The 14,779-nt window shown below is 67.3% G+C and carries 14 protein-coding genes; 8 read left to right on the plus strand and 6 right to left on the minus strand.

Going from position 1 to position 14,779, the window contains the following annotated elements; genetic code table 11:
* Positions 1-95 precede the first annotated feature (95 nt).
* Both F3N42_RS08610 and F3N42_RS08615 read left to right on the plus strand, forming a co-directional pair.
* The gene (locus tag F3N42_RS08610) at positions 96-1,475 is read left to right on the plus strand and encodes an MBOAT family O-acyltransferase (RefSeq protein WP_150864023.1); all 1,380 of its coding nucleotides are present in this window, start codon (positions 96-98) and stop codon (positions 1,473-1,475) included.
* Between the two features lie 15 nt (positions 1,476-1,490).
* Positions 1,491-2,690, plus strand: a complete 1,200-nt coding sequence (locus F3N42_RS08615) for a hypothetical protein (RefSeq protein ID WP_150864024.1) — start codon at positions 1,491-1,493, stop codon at positions 2,688-2,690.
* An 88-nt stretch (positions 2,691-2,778) separates the two neighbouring features.
* Here F3N42_RS08615 and F3N42_RS08620 read toward each other — a convergent pair whose 3' ends face one another.
* From F3N42_RS08620 to F3N42_RS08645, 6 genes are all read right to left on the minus strand, one after another.
* Complete coding sequence (locus F3N42_RS08620; RefSeq protein ID WP_150864025.1) at positions 2,779-4,578, minus strand: DUF885 domain-containing protein; 1,800 nt, start codon at positions 4,576-4,578, stop codon at positions 2,779-2,781.
* Positions 4,579-4,618: 40 nt separating this feature from the next.
* The gene (locus tag F3N42_RS08625) at positions 4,619-5,647 is read right to left on the minus strand and encodes a 4-hydroxyproline epimerase (protein ID WP_150864026.1); all 1,029 of its coding nucleotides are present in this window, start codon (positions 5,645-5,647) and stop codon (positions 4,619-4,621) included.
* Positions 5,644-6,894: an NAD(P)/FAD-dependent oxidoreductase gene (locus F3N42_RS08630; protein WP_150864027.1), complete on the minus strand. Its 1,251-nt coding sequence runs from the start codon at positions 6,892-6,894 to the stop codon at positions 5,644-5,646. The genes F3N42_RS08625 and F3N42_RS08630 overlap by 4 nt, the downstream gene beginning before the upstream one ends.
* 2 nt (positions 6,895-6,896) lie before the next feature.
* Positions 6,897-7,541: a GntR family transcriptional regulator gene (locus tag F3N42_RS08635; RefSeq protein WP_191621314.1), complete on the minus strand. Its 645-nt coding sequence runs from the start codon at positions 7,539-7,541 to the stop codon at positions 6,897-6,899.
* A gap of 5 nt (positions 7,542-7,546) precedes the next feature.
* Positions 7,547-8,446 (minus strand): dihydrodipicolinate synthase family protein, encoded by a 900-nt coding sequence (locus tag F3N42_RS08640; protein WP_150864029.1) that lies wholly within the window; start codon positions 8,444-8,446, stop codon positions 7,547-7,549.
* A 102-nt stretch (positions 8,447-8,548) separates the two neighbouring features.
* Positions 8,549-9,310, minus strand: coding sequence for a DUF4097 family beta strand repeat-containing protein (locus F3N42_RS08645; protein WP_191621315.1), 762 nt, complete (start codon positions 9,308-9,310; stop codon positions 8,549-8,551).
* Between the two features lie 168 nt (positions 9,311-9,478).
* On the opposite strand from F3N42_RS08645, the gene F3N42_RS08650 reads away from it, so the two are divergent.
* From F3N42_RS08650 to hisH, 6 genes are read left to right on the plus strand one after another with little or no spacing between them, the layout of a single operon-like run.
* Complete coding sequence (locus F3N42_RS08650) at positions 9,479-9,799, plus strand: YerC/YecD family TrpR-related protein (RefSeq protein WP_150864031.1); 321 nt, start codon at positions 9,479-9,481, stop codon at positions 9,797-9,799.
* Positions 9,796-10,677: an ATP phosphoribosyltransferase gene (gene hisG / locus F3N42_RS08655; RefSeq protein WP_150864032.1), complete on the plus strand. Its 882-nt coding sequence runs from the start codon at positions 9,796-9,798 to the stop codon at positions 10,675-10,677. Before F3N42_RS08650 ends, hisG begins: the two co-directional genes overlap by 4 nt.
* Before the next feature lie 4 nt (positions 10,678-10,681).
* Positions 10,682-11,992, plus strand: coding sequence for a histidinol dehydrogenase (gene hisD / locus F3N42_RS08660; protein ID WP_224784825.1), 1,311 nt, complete (start codon positions 10,682-10,684; stop codon positions 11,990-11,992).
* Positions 11,989-13,110, plus strand: a complete 1,122-nt coding sequence (gene hisC / locus F3N42_RS08665; RefSeq protein ID WP_150864033.1) for a histidinol-phosphate transaminase — start codon at positions 11,989-11,991, stop codon at positions 13,108-13,110. Before hisD ends, hisC begins: the two co-directional genes overlap by 4 nt.
* Positions 13,107-14,189 (plus strand): bifunctional histidinol-phosphatase/imidazoleglycerol-phosphate dehydratase HisB, encoded by a 1,083-nt coding sequence (gene hisB, locus F3N42_RS08670; RefSeq protein ID WP_150864034.1) that lies wholly within the window; start codon positions 13,107-13,109, stop codon positions 14,187-14,189. The genes hisC and hisB overlap by 4 nt, the downstream gene beginning before the upstream one ends.
* On the plus strand, positions 14,186-14,779 hold the full coding sequence (gene hisH, locus F3N42_RS08675; RefSeq protein WP_150864035.1) for an imidazole glycerol phosphate synthase subunit HisH: 594 nt from the start codon (positions 14,186-14,188) through the stop codon (positions 14,777-14,779). Before hisB ends, hisH begins: the two co-directional genes overlap by 4 nt.

The raw sequence follows: 14,779 nt of genomic DNA on the forward strand, positions 1-14,779 counted from the left end.
AGAATCCCTGAATCTGTCATCGTGTTCAGCCGGAGTTCAGGCCCGGCCCCTTAACGTTCCGCCATCACCGGCACAGGGACTGTGGGGCGCAACACATGGTTTTCTCATCAATCACCTTTCTGTTCGTCTTCCTGCCGCTGTTCCTGGTCTGCTATGTCATCCTGCCGTGGCGTAACCTTGTCGCGCTGAGCTTCAGCCTGCTGTTCTTCGCCTGGGGCGAGGGTACTTACCTGCTGCTGTTGCTGGCGACGATCACGCTGAACCACCAGGTCGGCCGTTGGGTGCGCGACCCACGATGGGGCCGCCTGGCGCTGGCGACCGGAGTGGCGGTCAACCTGGCGATCCTGGCCTGGTACAAGTACCTGGTGTTCATCATGGTGGACGTCCTGCGACTGCCACCGCTGGCAGAGCCGCCGCACCTGCCGATCGGCCTTTCGTTCTTCATCTTCCAGTCGATCTCCTACCTGGTGGACGTGCGCAGGGGCACGGCGCCCCGGGCGCGATCATGGTTTGACCTGGCGCTGTATATCTCGATGTTTCCACAGCTCATCGCCGGGCCGATCGTGCGTTACCAGTCGGTGGCCGAAGCGATTCGCCGGCGCGTGGTCAGCGCCGGGGATGTGTACCGCGGCTGCGTCCTGTTCGCGACCGGGCTGGCCGCCAAGGTGCTGGTGGCCAACAACGTCGCGGTCACGGCAGACGCCGTGTTTGCTCTTGAACCCGAACAGCTGTCCAGCGCCGCTGCGTGGACCGGCGCACTAGCCTACAGCCTGCAGATCTACTTCGACTTTGCCGGCTACTCGCTGATGGCCATCGGTATCGGCCGCTTCATGGGCTTCCGGTTTCCGCGCAATTTCAACCACCCCTATGCGGCCCACAGCGTGACCGACTTCTGGCGCCGCTGGCATATCTCGCTATCGACGTGGTTCCGCGACTACGTTTACATCCCGCTGGGCGGCAACCGCAAGGGGCCGGCGCGGACCTACGCCAACCTGTTCGTGGTGTTCGTGCTCTGCGGGCTGTGGCATGGCGCGGCCTGGGTGTTCCTGGCCTGGGGGCTGTATCACGGCGGCTTGCTGGTGGCCGAGCGCGCTGGCCTGGAGCGGCTACTGCTGCGGCTTTGGGCGCCGCTTCGCCATGCGTACACACTGCTGGCCGTGCTGGTCGGCTGGGTGCTGTTCAGGGCCGAGGACATCCACCAGGCCGGCCGCTTCCTGGCGACCCTGTTCGTGCCCGCAAACCCTTCCAGGCCTGAATCTCTGGCCGCGCTGGTCAGCCATGAAAGCGCGTTCTTCATGCTGGTCGGCGTGGCCTGCTCGGTTCCGTTCTGGCGGGTGTTGCCGTTCTCCGCGGGGGCCGGCAATTCCGCGCTGGCCAGGCCTGCCGCCCTGGCCGCCAGCCTGGCGGCGCTGCTGGTCTGCAGCGTCTATGTCATGTCCGGCGGCTACAACCCGTTCATCTATTTCAGGTTCTGAGCCATGGCCCTGTTCATGACGAATCCCAGGTGCACGTTCCGCCCGGCGGCCATGGCGGGACTGCTGGCCCTCGCCGCGATACTGGCCATTCCGCTCGTGGTCAGCGCCTTCACCGACCACGCCGGGCGGTCGCTGGCGGAGCAGCGTACGCTCGCACCCCTGCCCATGCTGCAGACGGGGCCTGGCCTGGCCGGGTACTTCGATGCCTGGGAGACGTTCATTGACGACCATATCGGCCTGGCCGGCCCGCTCAACGTGCTGTATCGGAAGGGCCTGTTCTACGTTTTCAGGGATAGCCCGGTGGCCAACGTGGACCGGGGTGACGACGGGTTCATTTTCCTGAACTCGCATTTTCGTGATCGGCCCCATGGCCGTTATGACTATGTCTGCCGGCCCAACACGGTCATCGCCCGGAACACTGCCGGGGTGCTCAAGCGGATCGAGCAGGCGTCGCGGCAGGCCGGCATTGAGCTGACCGTCGCCACCATGCCGTCCAAGGTCCTGCTGTATCCCGACCGGATCCCGGCATCGGTACCGGCGGACATCCGCCAGGCCTGTGCGCAGCTGGCCGCGGAGGATTCGTTGCCGGAAATGACGATGGCCCAACTGGACACGCCCGGCCTTCGCTATGTCTTCCCGCTGCAGCCGATCATGGAACGCCGGGATGAACCCGATTTCTACCCGCCCGGCAACTTCCACGCCAACAGCCAGAGCAGCCACGTGTTCGCCCGCGCGGTGCTGGAGGCGATGGATATCCCACCCGGACAGGCTTTTGACTCGGGCGCGCAGCCAGAGACCATCAGCCACGATATGCATTTCCTGGGATTCGACCGCCAGGTCACGGTCTGGCGTTACCCGTATGCCGCGTTCGACGTGACAGAACAACTACGGCAACCGGCATGGGTCGGAGAGCTGTTTCCCAACGTTGACCAGTACAGGATGTACGAGACGGCGCGGCCGGCCAGTGAGCGAGTTGCCCTGGTGCTGAGCAATTCCTTTGGAGACTACATGTCGCGGGACCTGGCGCCCGGCTTCCGGCGCCTCTACCAGGTCAACATGAACCACATGCAACCGGACGAGATCACCGCCGGTGTGAAGCAGATGATCGACCGCCTGCAACCCAACGACCTGGTCCTGCTCGCCCACGACGGCGGCCTTCCCGTCATCAAACTCAATCGCATCGCCCCCGCCCTATCCAACCCACCGCCCCACTAACCAAACCAACATCACAGCCCCTTACAACCCAGCCCCCATACCTTTCGCGCCTTTTGCGGAATTCGCGAAATCTGCGGTAAAAAAGCCCTCACCCCACGACCTGCTCCCTCACCCAGCGCTCCACCTCCTCCCGCAGCACATCCAGCGGCACCGACCCCAGCGACAACACGAAATCGTGGAACGCCCGCAGGTCGAAGTCCTCACCCAGCTCGGCCTCGGCGGCGCGGCGCAGTTGCCACAGCGTGTATTCACCCAGCTTGTAGCTGAGCGCCTGGGCCGGCCAGGAGATGTAGCGGTCGACCTCGGTGGTGACCTCGTGCAGGGATAACGCCGTGTTGTCGGCCAGGTAGTCCAGGGCCTGCTGGCGGGTCCAGCCGAAGGCGTGGACGCCGGTGTCGATGACCAGGCGGCAGGCGCGCCACATTTCGTAGGTGAGCCGGCCGAAGTGCTCGTAGGGGGTCTCGTAGATGTCCATTTCCACGCCCAGCTTCTCGGCGTACAGGGCCCATCCTTCGCCGTAGGCGCTGATGTAGTCGTTGCGGCGGAACGGCGGTTGCTCGGCCTGCTCCAACGCCAGCGCGTTCTGCAGGTGGTGGCCGGGCGCGGCCTCGTGCAGGGTCAGCGCCGGCAGGGTGTAGAGCGTGCGGCTCTCGAGCTTGTGGGTGTTGACCCAGTAGTAGCCGCCGCGACGGGCGTCGGCGGGTGCGCCCACGTAACGACCGGCGGTGAAGAACGGCGCGATGTCGTCCGGCACGGGCGCCACGCCGTAGGGCTGGCGTGGCAGATGGCTGAACAGCTGTGGCAGTCGGCCGTCGACCTTCTTGGCGATGTAGCTGGCCTCGGCCAGCAGCTCGCGTGGGGTTTCAGCGTAGAACTGCGGGTCGGTGCGGAGGAAATCCAGGAACTCGGCAAACGTGCCCTGGAACTCGAGTTGGGCGATGATTGCGTCCATTTCGGCACGGATACGCGCCACTTCTGATAGGCCGATGTCGTGAATCTGCTTCGGCGTCCAGTCCAGGGTGACGTACTGGCGGATCTGCGCCTGGTAGAACGCATCACCATCGGGCAGTTCCGTGGCGCCCAGGGTGTCGCGCGCGCCGGGGATGTACTCGTCGTTGAAGAAGGCCAGCAGCTTGCGGTAGGCCGGGATCACGCCGCTGTCGATGGCGGCCTGCGCCTGCGCGCGCAGCCGGGCCTTTTCCTCGTCGTCCATGGTGGCCGGCATGCGCTCGAACGGTGCGTAGAAACCGCTGTCCTCGTGGCCGTCGACAATCTGCGCGCGGATCGGCTCGTCGCGGCCGTCGAGCACGGCGCGCGGTTGGGTCATGCCGATGCGCAGTCCTTCGCGCATCAGCGCAATGTACTGGTCCATGACCGTGGGCAGCTGCTCGAGCCGGGCGATGTAGCCCTGATAGTCATCGGCGTCGGCGAAGTTGGACGGGTCGGCCATGCGTGACCAGCCCACCCAGAACGCCCAGTCGCTGTTGAACGGCACCAGGTAGGCACGGGTCTCGTAGTCGTCGATAAAGCCGTTCACCTGGCGCTCGAAGATGCGGTAGTTGATGCACTCCTCGCGCTCCAGCCGCTCGCAGCTGATGCCATCCAGGTCGTTGCGCACGCCTTTCCAGAAATCGTAGCGGCGGCGCTGGTCGGCCTCGGCGACGCTGACCAGGCGGTCGTTGACGCGATCCGGGTCCTCGTCCATGCCGGGGAACTCGTTGATGCGGAAGGCCCACTCGCGCTCGTACAGGGCCTTGAACGCGGCGCTGTCTTCGGCAGCGTTAGCGGCCGGGGCGGCGACCAGGGTGCAGAGGCTGGCGACAAGGGCGGGGGCAATGGCGCGCAGGTCCAGTGCGCGGCGGATACGTGGAGTGCGTGTTGGTTTCATGGCGATATTCTCTCAGGAACGCGCGGGTGCTTGCATGGGCTCAGGTCACCAGGAAGCCACGCCAGTAGGGGTCATCGAAGGGGTCGACGGTGATTCGGTTGCGGCCGAAGACGCGCGCCCAGCCCTCGATGGACGGGACAATGGCCGGGCGGTCACCGACGGTCACGGCTGCCTCCACGCGGCCGGTGAACTGGCTGCCGATGCAGCTTTCGTGCACGAACGCGTCGCCCACCGCCAGTTCACCGCGGGCGGCCAGCTGCGCCATCCGCGCCGAGGTGCCGGTCCCGCACGGTGAGCGATCGATACCCGCGTCACCGTAGAACACGGCATTGCGTGCATGGGCATCCGCCTGGGTGGGCGCGCCGGTCCAGAGCAGGTGGCTGAGTCCCGTGATTGCGGGGTTAACCGGGTGTTCGAAGGTGTAGCGCTCGTTCAGCCGTCGGCGGAGCCGGGGACTGATGGCCAGGATGTCCTGCGCGGTGATGGCGTCCAGGCCGCCGTAATGCGACTGGGGCTCGACGATGGCGTAGAAATTGCCGCCGTAGGCCACGTCGACACGCAGCTCGCCGCCCAGTTCCGGGCAGTCGACCGCCAGGCCGGCGGCGTACAGAAACGACGGCACATTGGTCAGGCGCACGGACTTCACCTTGCCGTCCTGCTGCTGATAACGCGCCAGTACACGGCCGGCGGGTGTATCCAGGGCCAGCTCGCCCGGCGTGCGCGGCGTCACCAGGCCATTCTCAATGGCGATGGTGACCGTGCCGATCGTGCCGTGGCCACACATCGGCAGGCAGCCCGAGGTCTCGATAAACAGCACGCCGATATCGCAGTCGTCCCGGGTAGGCGGGTACAGCAGGCTGCCGGACATGACCGCGTGACCGCGCGGTTCGAACATCAACGCGGTGCGGATCCAGTCGTATTCATCCAGGAAATGCCGCCGCCGCTCGGCCATGCTGTCGCCGCGCAGGGGCGGCTTCTCGCCGGTCACCAGCCGCACCGGGTTGCCACAGGTGTGCGCGTCGATGCAGTCGAAGACCCAGGCGCGGTCGGGCTTGGGCGGCGCGCTCATCGGCGGAAGCGGTCGAAGCGATAGGGCGCAAGGTCCATGCCCGTGTCCCGGCCGGCCACCAGGTCGGCGACGATGCGCGCCGTGGTCGGGCCCTGGGTCAGGCCGTAGTGGCCGTGGCCAAAGGCGTAGATGACGCCGGGGTGCGCCGGGGACGGAGAAATCACCGGCACCGAATCGGCCATCATCGGCCGCTGGCCCATCCACTCACTGCTGCGCCCGGTCTGCAGGTCCGGCAGGTAGCGCCGTGCCGACTCCACCAGCACCCGGGCGCGGCGGTAGTCGGGCGCCGCGTCCAGGCGCGCGAACTCGGCCGTCCCGGCCAGGCGCAGGCCGTCGGCCAGGGGCGTCATGACGAAGGCGCGGTTGCCGGACATGACCGGCCCGACCAGGTCCAGGCCCGGTTCGCCGATCATCGTGTGGTAGCCGCGCTTGGGGCCCATCGGCACCGGGTAATCCAGTTGTTCCGCCAGCCGGTTTGACCATGGTCCGGCGGCGATCACCAGCCGGTCAGCATTGAGGGTTTCGCCACTGGCCAGCCGGGCGCTGACCTGGCCTTCGCCGGCGGACACCTGCTCCACGGCATCCTTGACCAGGCGTGCGCCAGCCTCGACCGCCGCGCTTGCGAAACCGGCCGTCATCCTTGCCGGGTCCAGCGTGTGCTTCCAGCTGGGCACGAACAGCGCCACGCCGTCATGGCGGATGGCAGGGCGGCGCTGCTTCAGCCCCGCTACGTCCAGTCGCTCATAACCAAAACCGTAGCGTGCACCCAGTTCATAGCGCCAGCGATCCGCCTCGAAGCCGGCCTCGGTGTCGTACAGCACCACCAGGCCTTCATCGCGAAGGATGTCCAGCTGGCCGGAACGCCGTAACAGGTGTTCGTAGTCGTCGTGCACGCGGGTCATCAACGCGGCCTGCGCGGCCGCGCCGCATTCCACCGCCGCGGCGGTGCCCTGGCGCCAGAATGACCACAGCCATTTCGTCGTCCACGGCAGGTCGCCCCAGCGGATCGTCATCGGGCCTTCGCGCGTCAGCAGCCAGCGCGGGATGTTCTTCCAGACGCCGGGATAGGAATAGGGGCCCACCTGCGACGGTGAGATACAGGCTGCATTGCCGTAACTCGTCCCCATGCCGGGGTCGAGCCGGTCAACCAGGGTGACGCGATGGCCTTCATCGACGAGTTGCAGGGCACAGCTGGCGCCCACGGCGCCGGCGCCAATAACGATGCAATGGAGTGGAGAGGCGTCCATGTTCAATCCGGCAGGGCCAGGTTGCTGACCAGTTGTTCGAGTTCCGACATGATCCCATTCAGCGCCCGGACCGCGCCAGCCCCGTCGCCATCACCCACGGCGCGGGCCAGCGCCTCGTGCGAGACGGCGGCCGCGCCCAGGTCCAGGTGGCCGCGATGCAGGTACCACAGCCGCCGGCAATGGGCATGCAGGGGCGAAAGGGACTGGACCAGCCAGGCGTTGCGGCAGGCCCGGGCCAGTACCTCGTTCAGCCGCCGGTCGAGGCGGAAGAAGGTTTCCAGGTCGCCGGCATTCGCGTCCAGGTGGGAGGCCACCGCGTGCAGTGCCCGGCGCTGGTCGGGGGTGGCACGCTCGGCGGCCTTCACGACCATCAGCCGTTCCAGCACGCGGCGCACTTCGAGCACGCGCACCAGGTCACCACGGTCTACCGGCGTGACCTCCAGGCCCTTGCGCGGGATGATGCGCAGCAGGCCTTCACTGGCAAGCTTCTGCACCGCTTCGCGCACCGGCGTGCGGCCCATGCCCAGCCGCTCGGCCAGCACCTGCTCGCGCAGCGACTCGCCCGGCGGCAGGGCCAGGGTCACCAGCATCTCTTCAAGCCGGTCGTAGGCCTGCTCGGCCAGGCTGGGGTCGCGACGCGCGGTCATGGCGGTTACAGCGCCGGTCGCGTGGCCAGGGCCTGTTCGACGATGGCGTCGATCCCGGCCGCGCTCCCGGCAGGCAGGGCCAGCCTGGGTGCACGAACCCGGGCGGAGCCCACGCCAATACATTCTTCCACGTACTTGATCTGCTGCACGAAACGCGCGCCGACATCCAGGTGCAGCAACGGCAGGAACCACTCGTAGATGGCCCGGGCCTTGCCCCATTCACCGGCCTGGCAGAGTGCCCAGATCGCCACGGTTTCGCGCGGGAAGGCGACCACCAGGCCCGCGACCCAGCCCACCGCGCCCATGGCGAAGGATTCGAATGCCAGGTCATCAACGCCGCAAAACAGCGCGTAGCGGTCACCCACCTCGCGACGGATGTCCGCCAGCCGGCGGGTGTCCGCGGAAGACTCCTTGATGGCCTTGACGTTGTCGAGGTCCGCGAGCGCGGCGAAGTCTTCGGGCAGCAGGTCGATGCCGTAAGCCAGCGGGTTGTTGTAGAGCATGATGGGCGCGTCGGTGGCCGTGGCCACGGCACGCAGGTAGGCGCGGGTTTCCGCCGGATCGCTGTGATAACGCATCGGCGGCAATAGCATGAAGCCATCGGCACCGGCCGCCACGCCGTCACGGGCCAGGGCAATGGCCTCGCGCGTGCCGGACTCGGCGATACACGGCACCAGCGGCGCGCGGCCGTCAAGCCGCTCGGCAAAGAAACGAATCATCTCGCGCTTTTCTTCACCGCAAAGGGTCGAGTTCTCGCCCAGCGAGCCCAGGATGATGATGCCGTGAACGCCGGCATCCAGCTGAAACTCCAGGTGACGCGCCATTGCGTCGAAATCGAGTTCGTCGTTATCGGTGAACTTGGTGGTCAGGGCGGGGAATACGCCACGCCATTCGATAGGGGCCATCCGGGCAGGTCTCCAATGTGATATATCACCAAATATATCACGGAACCCGGCGAACGCAAGACGCCGCCACGGGATCGTGGCGGCGCCGGGTTAAACCAGTTGTCAGTCGCGACGCAGCTTGATGCCGCCATTCACCGTGCTCAGCTTGACGCGCGCGCTGCCATCGCCCACCTCGCCTTCCAGGTCATGGCCGACGAACCCCTTGTCGGCTTTCAGGCCGTAGTCGTCGGCATCAATACCGCCGTTGACCGTCTCCGCCTTGATGTACGCATCGATCGATTCCGGCAGGTACAGCGTGATCTTGCCGTTGACGGACTCGGCGTCGAGGTCCTGGCTCCCGGTCAGCACGGTCAGGCGGGCCTCGATGGAGCCGTTGACGGTTTCCAGGTCGAGGTCATTGGAGGCGCCCTCCACCTCGATGCCGCCATTGACGGTCTCCGCCTCGATAGGCCCGTCCACACCGGAGATGCGAATGCCACCATTCACCGAATCAATCGAATCCAGCTCCGCCCACGACGGCACGGTCACGGTGTAGGTCACCTGGGCGCCATTGCTGCTCTTGCCGAAACCGAAGAAACCCTTCTTCTCCGGGTGCTTGGTCTCAATGCGCACGGAATCGAACTGCTCATCGACCAGGATCTCGATGCCATCCAGGGTTTCCTGGTCATTGGCCTTCTTGCGCGCGAGCACCTCGATGGTGTCGCCGGGACCGCCGGTCACGGTGACATCACCGTTGATATTGTCGAGGCCAAAACGCCCGCCCTGCTCCAGGGTAAACGTGAAGCGCTCCTCGCTGGTGACGTCCGCCACCGCCGACGCGGTCATCATCAGTGCCGCGGTTCCTGCCAGAATCAACCTGTTCATCATTGTTCTCCCGGGACATTCAACCGGTCCCTTACGAATGCTTGGATGCTAACAGGTCGCAAGGGGTTTAAAAGTGTGCAGAAAGTCAGGCCCCCGGGTTGTCAGCACCGGTGATGCCACGTTAGACTGTCATCATACTGTATTAACACGCTAGTACATTGGCTCACCATGAAACATCACAACGAATCGCAGAAGAAGTCGATCGAGGACCAGCAGCTGTCGCTGTACAAGGCGTTCCTGACCCTCGAATCCGAAGACGAAGTCCGCCAGTTCCTGCTGGACCTGTGCACGCCGTCTGAACTGGAAGCCATCGTCGACCGCTGGTGGACCGCGTCGTTGCTGAACGAGGGCCTGAGCTACCGCGAGATCAGCGAGCGCACCGGTGTCAGCGTCACTACCATCGGCCGCGTTGCGCGCTACCTGAACATGGGCGAGGGCGGCTACCGCCTGGCCCTGCGGCGTGACCGCGCCGGGGAGGAACTGTCATGAGTCGTATCCGTGTTGCCATCCAGAAGTCCGGCCGCCTGTCGGAATCATCGCTGGGGCTGTTGCAGAGCTGCGGCCTGCGCTTTGCCAAGAGCAAGGACAAGCTGTTCTGGTATGGCCAGGACTTTCCGGTCGACCTGCTGCTGGTCCGCGATGATGATATTCCGCGCCTGCTGCTGGACGGCGTGTGCGAGCTGGGCATCGTCGGCCAGAACATCGCCCGTGAAGTGATGCTGGAGCGCAACGGTGGCAGCGGCCTGGAAGAACTGCGGCCGCTGCAGTTTGGTGGTTGCCGGCTGTCGCTGGCCGTGCCGGAAGCCTCCACGGCCAGCAGCGCGAAGGACCTGGACGGCGCCCGCATCGCCACCTCCTACCCGGCACTGACCCGCGCGCTGCTCGAGGAACAGGGCGTCAGCGCCCGCATCGTCGAGCTGTCCGGCTCCGTCGAGATCGCCCCGGGCCTGGGCACCGCGGACGCCATTTCCGACCTGGTGTCGACCGGCACCACGCTGCGCGCCAACCACCTGCGCGAACTGCAGGAACTGTTCCGCAGCACCGCGGCGCTGTACCGCTCGGCCGCGCCGATGTCGGAAGAATCCTCGACCCTGCTGGACCGGCTGCTGGCGCGCCTGGACGGCGTGCTGCAGGCGCAGGAGTGCAAGTACGTGATGCTGCACGCACCGCGCGACCAGGTCGACACCATCACCGCGCTGCTGCCCGGCGCCGAGCACCCCTCGGTGATGGAACTCGAGGGCACGCCAGGCCGCGTGGCCCTGCACGCGGTCTGCCGCGAGACCCTGTTCTGGGAGCACCTCGAAGCCCTGAAGGGCGCCGGCGCCACGGCCATCCTGGTGTTGCCGGTCGAGAAGATGCTGGCCTGAACCCATGACGATGGTGATCCCCGACATCCAGGACTGGGCCGGCCTTGACGCCGACGCCCGCGCCGACGCGCTGGCGCGTCCGGCGCTGGACCAGTCCGGCCTGGCCGACCAGGTCGCGTCGATCTTGGCCGGCGTCCGCGAAGGCGGCGACCAGGCCCTGCTGGACTATACCGAACGCTTCGATGGCGTCCGGCCGGCCGCGCTGCGTGTGCCCGCCGAAACGCTGGCGAACGCCGCGGACGCGGTCAGCCCGTCCCTGCTCGTGGCCATCGACCGGGCCATGGCGCGGATCACGGCATTCCACGATGCCGGCCGGCCGCGCGCGCTGGCCATGGATACTGAGGACGGGCTCCGCTGCGAGGCGCGCTACGCGCCCATCGAGCCCGTGGGTCTGTATGTCCCCGGCGGCAGCGCGCCGCTGATTTCCACCGTCATGATGCTTGGAATTCCGGCGCGGTTGGCGGGATGCTCACAGGTGGTGCTGTGCACGCCGCCCGGCCCGGATGGCGAGATTGACGCCGCCATCCTGGCGACGGCGCACCGCTGTGGCATCGATACCGTCATCCGCGCCGGTGGCTCTCAAGCCATCGCCGCGATGGCCTTCGGCACGGCGTCGGTCCCGGCCTGCGCCAAGCTGTTCGGCCCCGGCAACGCCTGGGTCACCGAGGCAAAGCGCCAGGCTGCGGCAACCCCCGGCGGCGCGGCACAGGACATGCCGGCCGGGCCATCCGAGGTCCTGGTGATCGCCGACGACGGCGCCGACCCGGTGGCCGTGGCCTGGGACCTGCTGTCACAGGCCGAGCATGGCCCGGACTCGCAGGCCCTGCTGTTCAGCGACAGCCGCGACCTGCTCGTCGCCGTGCGCAAGGTGCTGCCCGAACTGGCCAGCCAGCTGCCGCGCGCGGACGTGCTGGCGCGCTCGCTGGCCCACGCGCGCTTCCTGCTCGTGGCCGACCTGGACCAGGCCATCACCCTCAGCAACCGCTACGCGCCGGAGCACCTGATCATCAACACCCGTGATGCCAACGAGCGGGTTGACGGCGTGACCGCCGCGGGCTCCGTGTTCCTGGGCCCATGGACCCCCGAGTCACTGGGCGACTACTGCTCCGGCACCAACCACGTGCTGCCGACCTATGGCCACGCGCGGGCATTCAGTGGCCTGTCGGTCCGCGATTTCATGCGCCGCATGACCGTACAGCGCGCCACGCCGCAGGGACTGGGCACGGCCGGGCCCGACGCCGTCACGCTGGCCGCCGCCGAAGGGCTGGACGCGCATCGCATGGCCGTAGCCTACCGCCTGGCGTCGCTGCCATGAATGTTCACGCACTGGCGCGCCCCGAGATCCTGGCGATGCGTCCTTACGCCTCCGCGCGCGGCACGGCCGCCGCCGACGGCGTGCTGCTGAACGCCAACGAGGCCCCGGCCGCGCTGTCCGACGACCCGGCCTGGGCGGAAATGGCGCTGCACCGCTACCCGGCACCGCAGCCCGACGACCTGGTCCGCCGGCTGGCCGCCGTCTACCAGGTCGCGCCGGAGCGCGTGCTGGTCACCCGCGGCAGCGACGAGGGCATTGACCTGCTCACGCGCGTGTTCTGCCGGCCCGGACAGGACGCCATCGTCGAGTGCCCGCCGTGCTTTGGCATGTACCGCGTGGCGGCCGCCATCCAGGGCGCGGAGGTGATCGCGGTCCCGCGCGACGACGGCCTGCGCCTGGACGTGGCCCAGCTGGAGCGAACCATTGCCGGCACCGACGGCCCGGACATCAAGCTGGTCTTCCTGACCAGCCCCAACAACCCCACCGGCGACCTGCTGCCGCGGCGCGAACTGCTGCGCCTGCTGGCGGCCTGCGGCGACCGCGCCCTGCTGGTGCTGGACGAGGCCTACATCGAGTTCTGCGATGCCGCTTCGGCCACCGACCTGCTCGACGACTATCCGCAGCTGGTGATCCTGCGTACGCTGTCGAAAGCCTGGGGCGCGGCGGGACTGCGCTGCGGCGCACTGCTGGCCGACCCGGCCATCATCGAACTGCTGGGGCGCGTGATGGCGCCCTACCCGCTGACGGCGCCGGCGATTGCCGCGGCACTGGCGGTCACCGGCCCCGGCGGCCGCGCGCGCCAGTCCCGGATGCTGGCCGCGATCGCCGCGCAGAAAGACCGCCTGGTCAGCACCCTGGCCGGCCGCGACTGGGTGGAGCGGACCTGGCCGGGCGAGGCAAACTTCGTGCTGGCCCGCGTCGACGATGGCCCCGGGCTCGTGGCCCACTGCGCTTCCAGTGGCGTGCGGATCCGAGATTTTTCCACCACACCCGGGCTGGCCAACTGCGTTCGCATCAGCATCGGCACGAGCGAGGACATGCAGGCCCTGGCCACCGCGCTGGACGGCTGGCCGCAGGCGCGTGACGGTTCAGGCAACGAAACGAGGGCAACATCATGAGCGGGGCAAAACGCCGCATCCTGTTTATCGACCGCGACGGCACCCTGATCGCCGAGCCGGCCGACGAGCAGGTCGATTCACTGGAAAAACTGGAACTGCTGGACGGCGTCATTCCGGCGCTGCTGCGCCTGCGCGATGCCGGCTACGCGTTCGTCATGGTCAGCAACCAGGACGGCCGTGGCACCGAGTCCTTCCCGGAAGAAGATTTCATCGTCCCGCATGAAAAAATGCTGTCGATGTTCAACAGCCAGGGCATCCACTTCGTCGCCGAGCACATCGACCCGCATTTCGAGCATGAGAACTCGCCGAACCGCAAACCGGGCATCGGCATGGTGCTCGACTACCTGAAGTCCGGCGAGCTCGACCTGGACGACAGCTGGGTGATCGGCGACCGCGAGACCGACCTGGTGATGGCGCAGAACATGGGCATCGGCGGCCTGCGCTGCGGCCCGGACGGCGACAGCTGGACGGAGATCGCGCGCTTCCTGTGCAGTCGCCCGCGCACCGCCACGGTCACACGCAAGACCAACGAGACCGATATAGAGGCGACCGTCGACCTGGATCCGGACCCGGACACGGCCGGTAACGACATCGATTCGGGTATCGGCTTTTTCGACCACATGCTCGACCAGGTGGCCAGCCACGGCGGCTTCCGGCTGCGACTGGCCTGCCGCGGTGACCTGCACATCGACGAGCACCACACCGTCGAAGACTGCGCGCTGGCGCTGGGCTCGGCGCTGGACCAGGCCCTGGGCGACCGCCGCGGCATCGGCCGCTACGGCTTCACGCTGCCGATGGACGAGTCGCTGGCGCAGGTGGCCGTGGATCTTTCCGGCCGGCCGGCATTCGTGTTCGAGGCCGACTTTCCGCGTGACGCGGTCGGTCAGATGTCGACGGAAATGGTGCGGCACTTCTTCGCTTCGCTGTCGCAGTCACTGCGCTGCGCGCTGAACATGCGCGTCGACGGCGAGAACACCCATCACATGGTCGAGGCGCTGTTCAAGGGCGCCGGCCGGGCGCTACGGCCGGCACTGGCCCGGGGCGCGGGTGGCGTGCCCAGCACCAAGGGCGCGCTGTGAGCCTGGCGATCATCGACTCCGGCGGCGCGAATATCGCCTCGGTGATGTTCGCATTGCGGCGCCTGGGCGCCGAGCCGGTGTTCACCGCGGATGCCGAGGTCATCCGTCGCGCCGACCGCGTGATCCTGCCCGGCGTGGGCGCCGCCGGCGCTGCCATGGCGCGACTGCGTGAGCATGGCCTGGTCGACACCATCCGCGCGCTGACCCAGCCGGTGCTGGGCATCTGCCTGGGCATGCAGCTGCTGTACGAATCATCAAGCGAAGGCGACACCGACTGCCTGGGCCTGGTGCCCGGCCGGCTGGAGCGCCTGCCCGCAGCCCCCGACCGGCGCGTGCCGCACATGGGCTGGAGCCGCACCACGGTGGTCAACAATGACGGGTTGCTCGCCGGCCTGGACTCCGCGCCCTGGTTCTACTTCGTACACAGCTACGCGGCCCCGGTGAACGATTGCACGGTGGCCACCGGCCAGCATGGGCCGGCATTTACCGCGATCACGCGCCGTGGCAATTTTCGGGGAGCCCAGTTTCACCCCGAGCGAAGTGCCGCGGCGGGGTCTAAGCTGTTGAAAAACTTTCTGCAAATGACGTGA

The sequence above is a fragment of the Marinihelvus fidelis genome (assembly GCF_008725655.1).
GTDB lineage: Bacteria > Pseudomonadota > Gammaproteobacteria > Xanthomonadales > SZUA-36 > Marinihelvus > Marinihelvus fidelis.

What these genes read in the sequence shown, in the direction of transcription:
- F3N42_RS08610 (WP_150864023.1), top strand. Translation starts at nt 96, where the DNA reads ATGGTTTTCTCATCAATCACCTTTCTGTTCGTCTTCCTGCCGCTGTTC.
- F3N42_RS08615 (WP_150864024.1), top strand. Translation starts at nt 1,491, where the DNA reads ATGACGAATCCCAGGTGCACGTTCCGCCCGGCGGCCATGGCGGGACTG.
- F3N42_RS08620 (WP_150864025.1), bottom strand. Translation starts at nt 4,578, where the DNA reads ATGAAACCAACACGCACTCCACGTATCCGCCGCGCACTGGACCTGCGC.
- F3N42_RS08625 (WP_150864026.1), bottom strand. Translation starts at nt 5,647, where the DNA reads ATGAGCGCGCCGCCCAAGCCCGACCGCGCCTGGGTCTTCGACTGCATC.
- F3N42_RS08630 (WP_150864027.1), bottom strand. Translation starts at nt 6,894, where the DNA reads ATGGACGCCTCTCCACTCCATTGCATCGTTATTGGCGCCGGCGCCGTG.
- F3N42_RS08635 (WP_191621314.1), bottom strand. Translation starts at nt 7,541, where the DNA reads ATGACCGCGCGTCGCGACCCCAGCCTGGCCGAGCAGGCCTACGACCGG.
- F3N42_RS08640 (WP_150864029.1), bottom strand. Translation starts at nt 8,446, where the DNA reads ATGGCCCCTATCGAATGGCGTGGCGTATTCCCCGCCCTGACCACCAAG.
- F3N42_RS08645 (WP_191621315.1), bottom strand. Translation starts at nt 9,310, where the DNA reads ATGAACAGGTTGATTCTGGCAGGAACCGCGGCACTGATGATGACCGCG.
- F3N42_RS08650 (WP_150864031.1), top strand. Translation starts at nt 9,479, where the DNA reads ATGAAACATCACAACGAATCGCAGAAGAAGTCGATCGAGGACCAGCAG.
- hisG (WP_150864032.1), top strand. Translation starts at nt 9,796, where the DNA reads ATGAGTCGTATCCGTGTTGCCATCCAGAAGTCCGGCCGCCTGTCGGAA.
- hisD (WP_224784825.1), top strand. Translation starts at nt 10,682, where the DNA reads ATGACGATGGTGATCCCCGACATCCAGGACTGGGCCGGCCTTGACGCC.
- hisC (WP_150864033.1), top strand. Translation starts at nt 11,989, where the DNA reads ATGAATGTTCACGCACTGGCGCGCCCCGAGATCCTGGCGATGCGTCCT.
- hisB (WP_150864034.1), top strand. Translation starts at nt 13,107, where the DNA reads ATGAGCGGGGCAAAACGCCGCATCCTGTTTATCGACCGCGACGGCACC.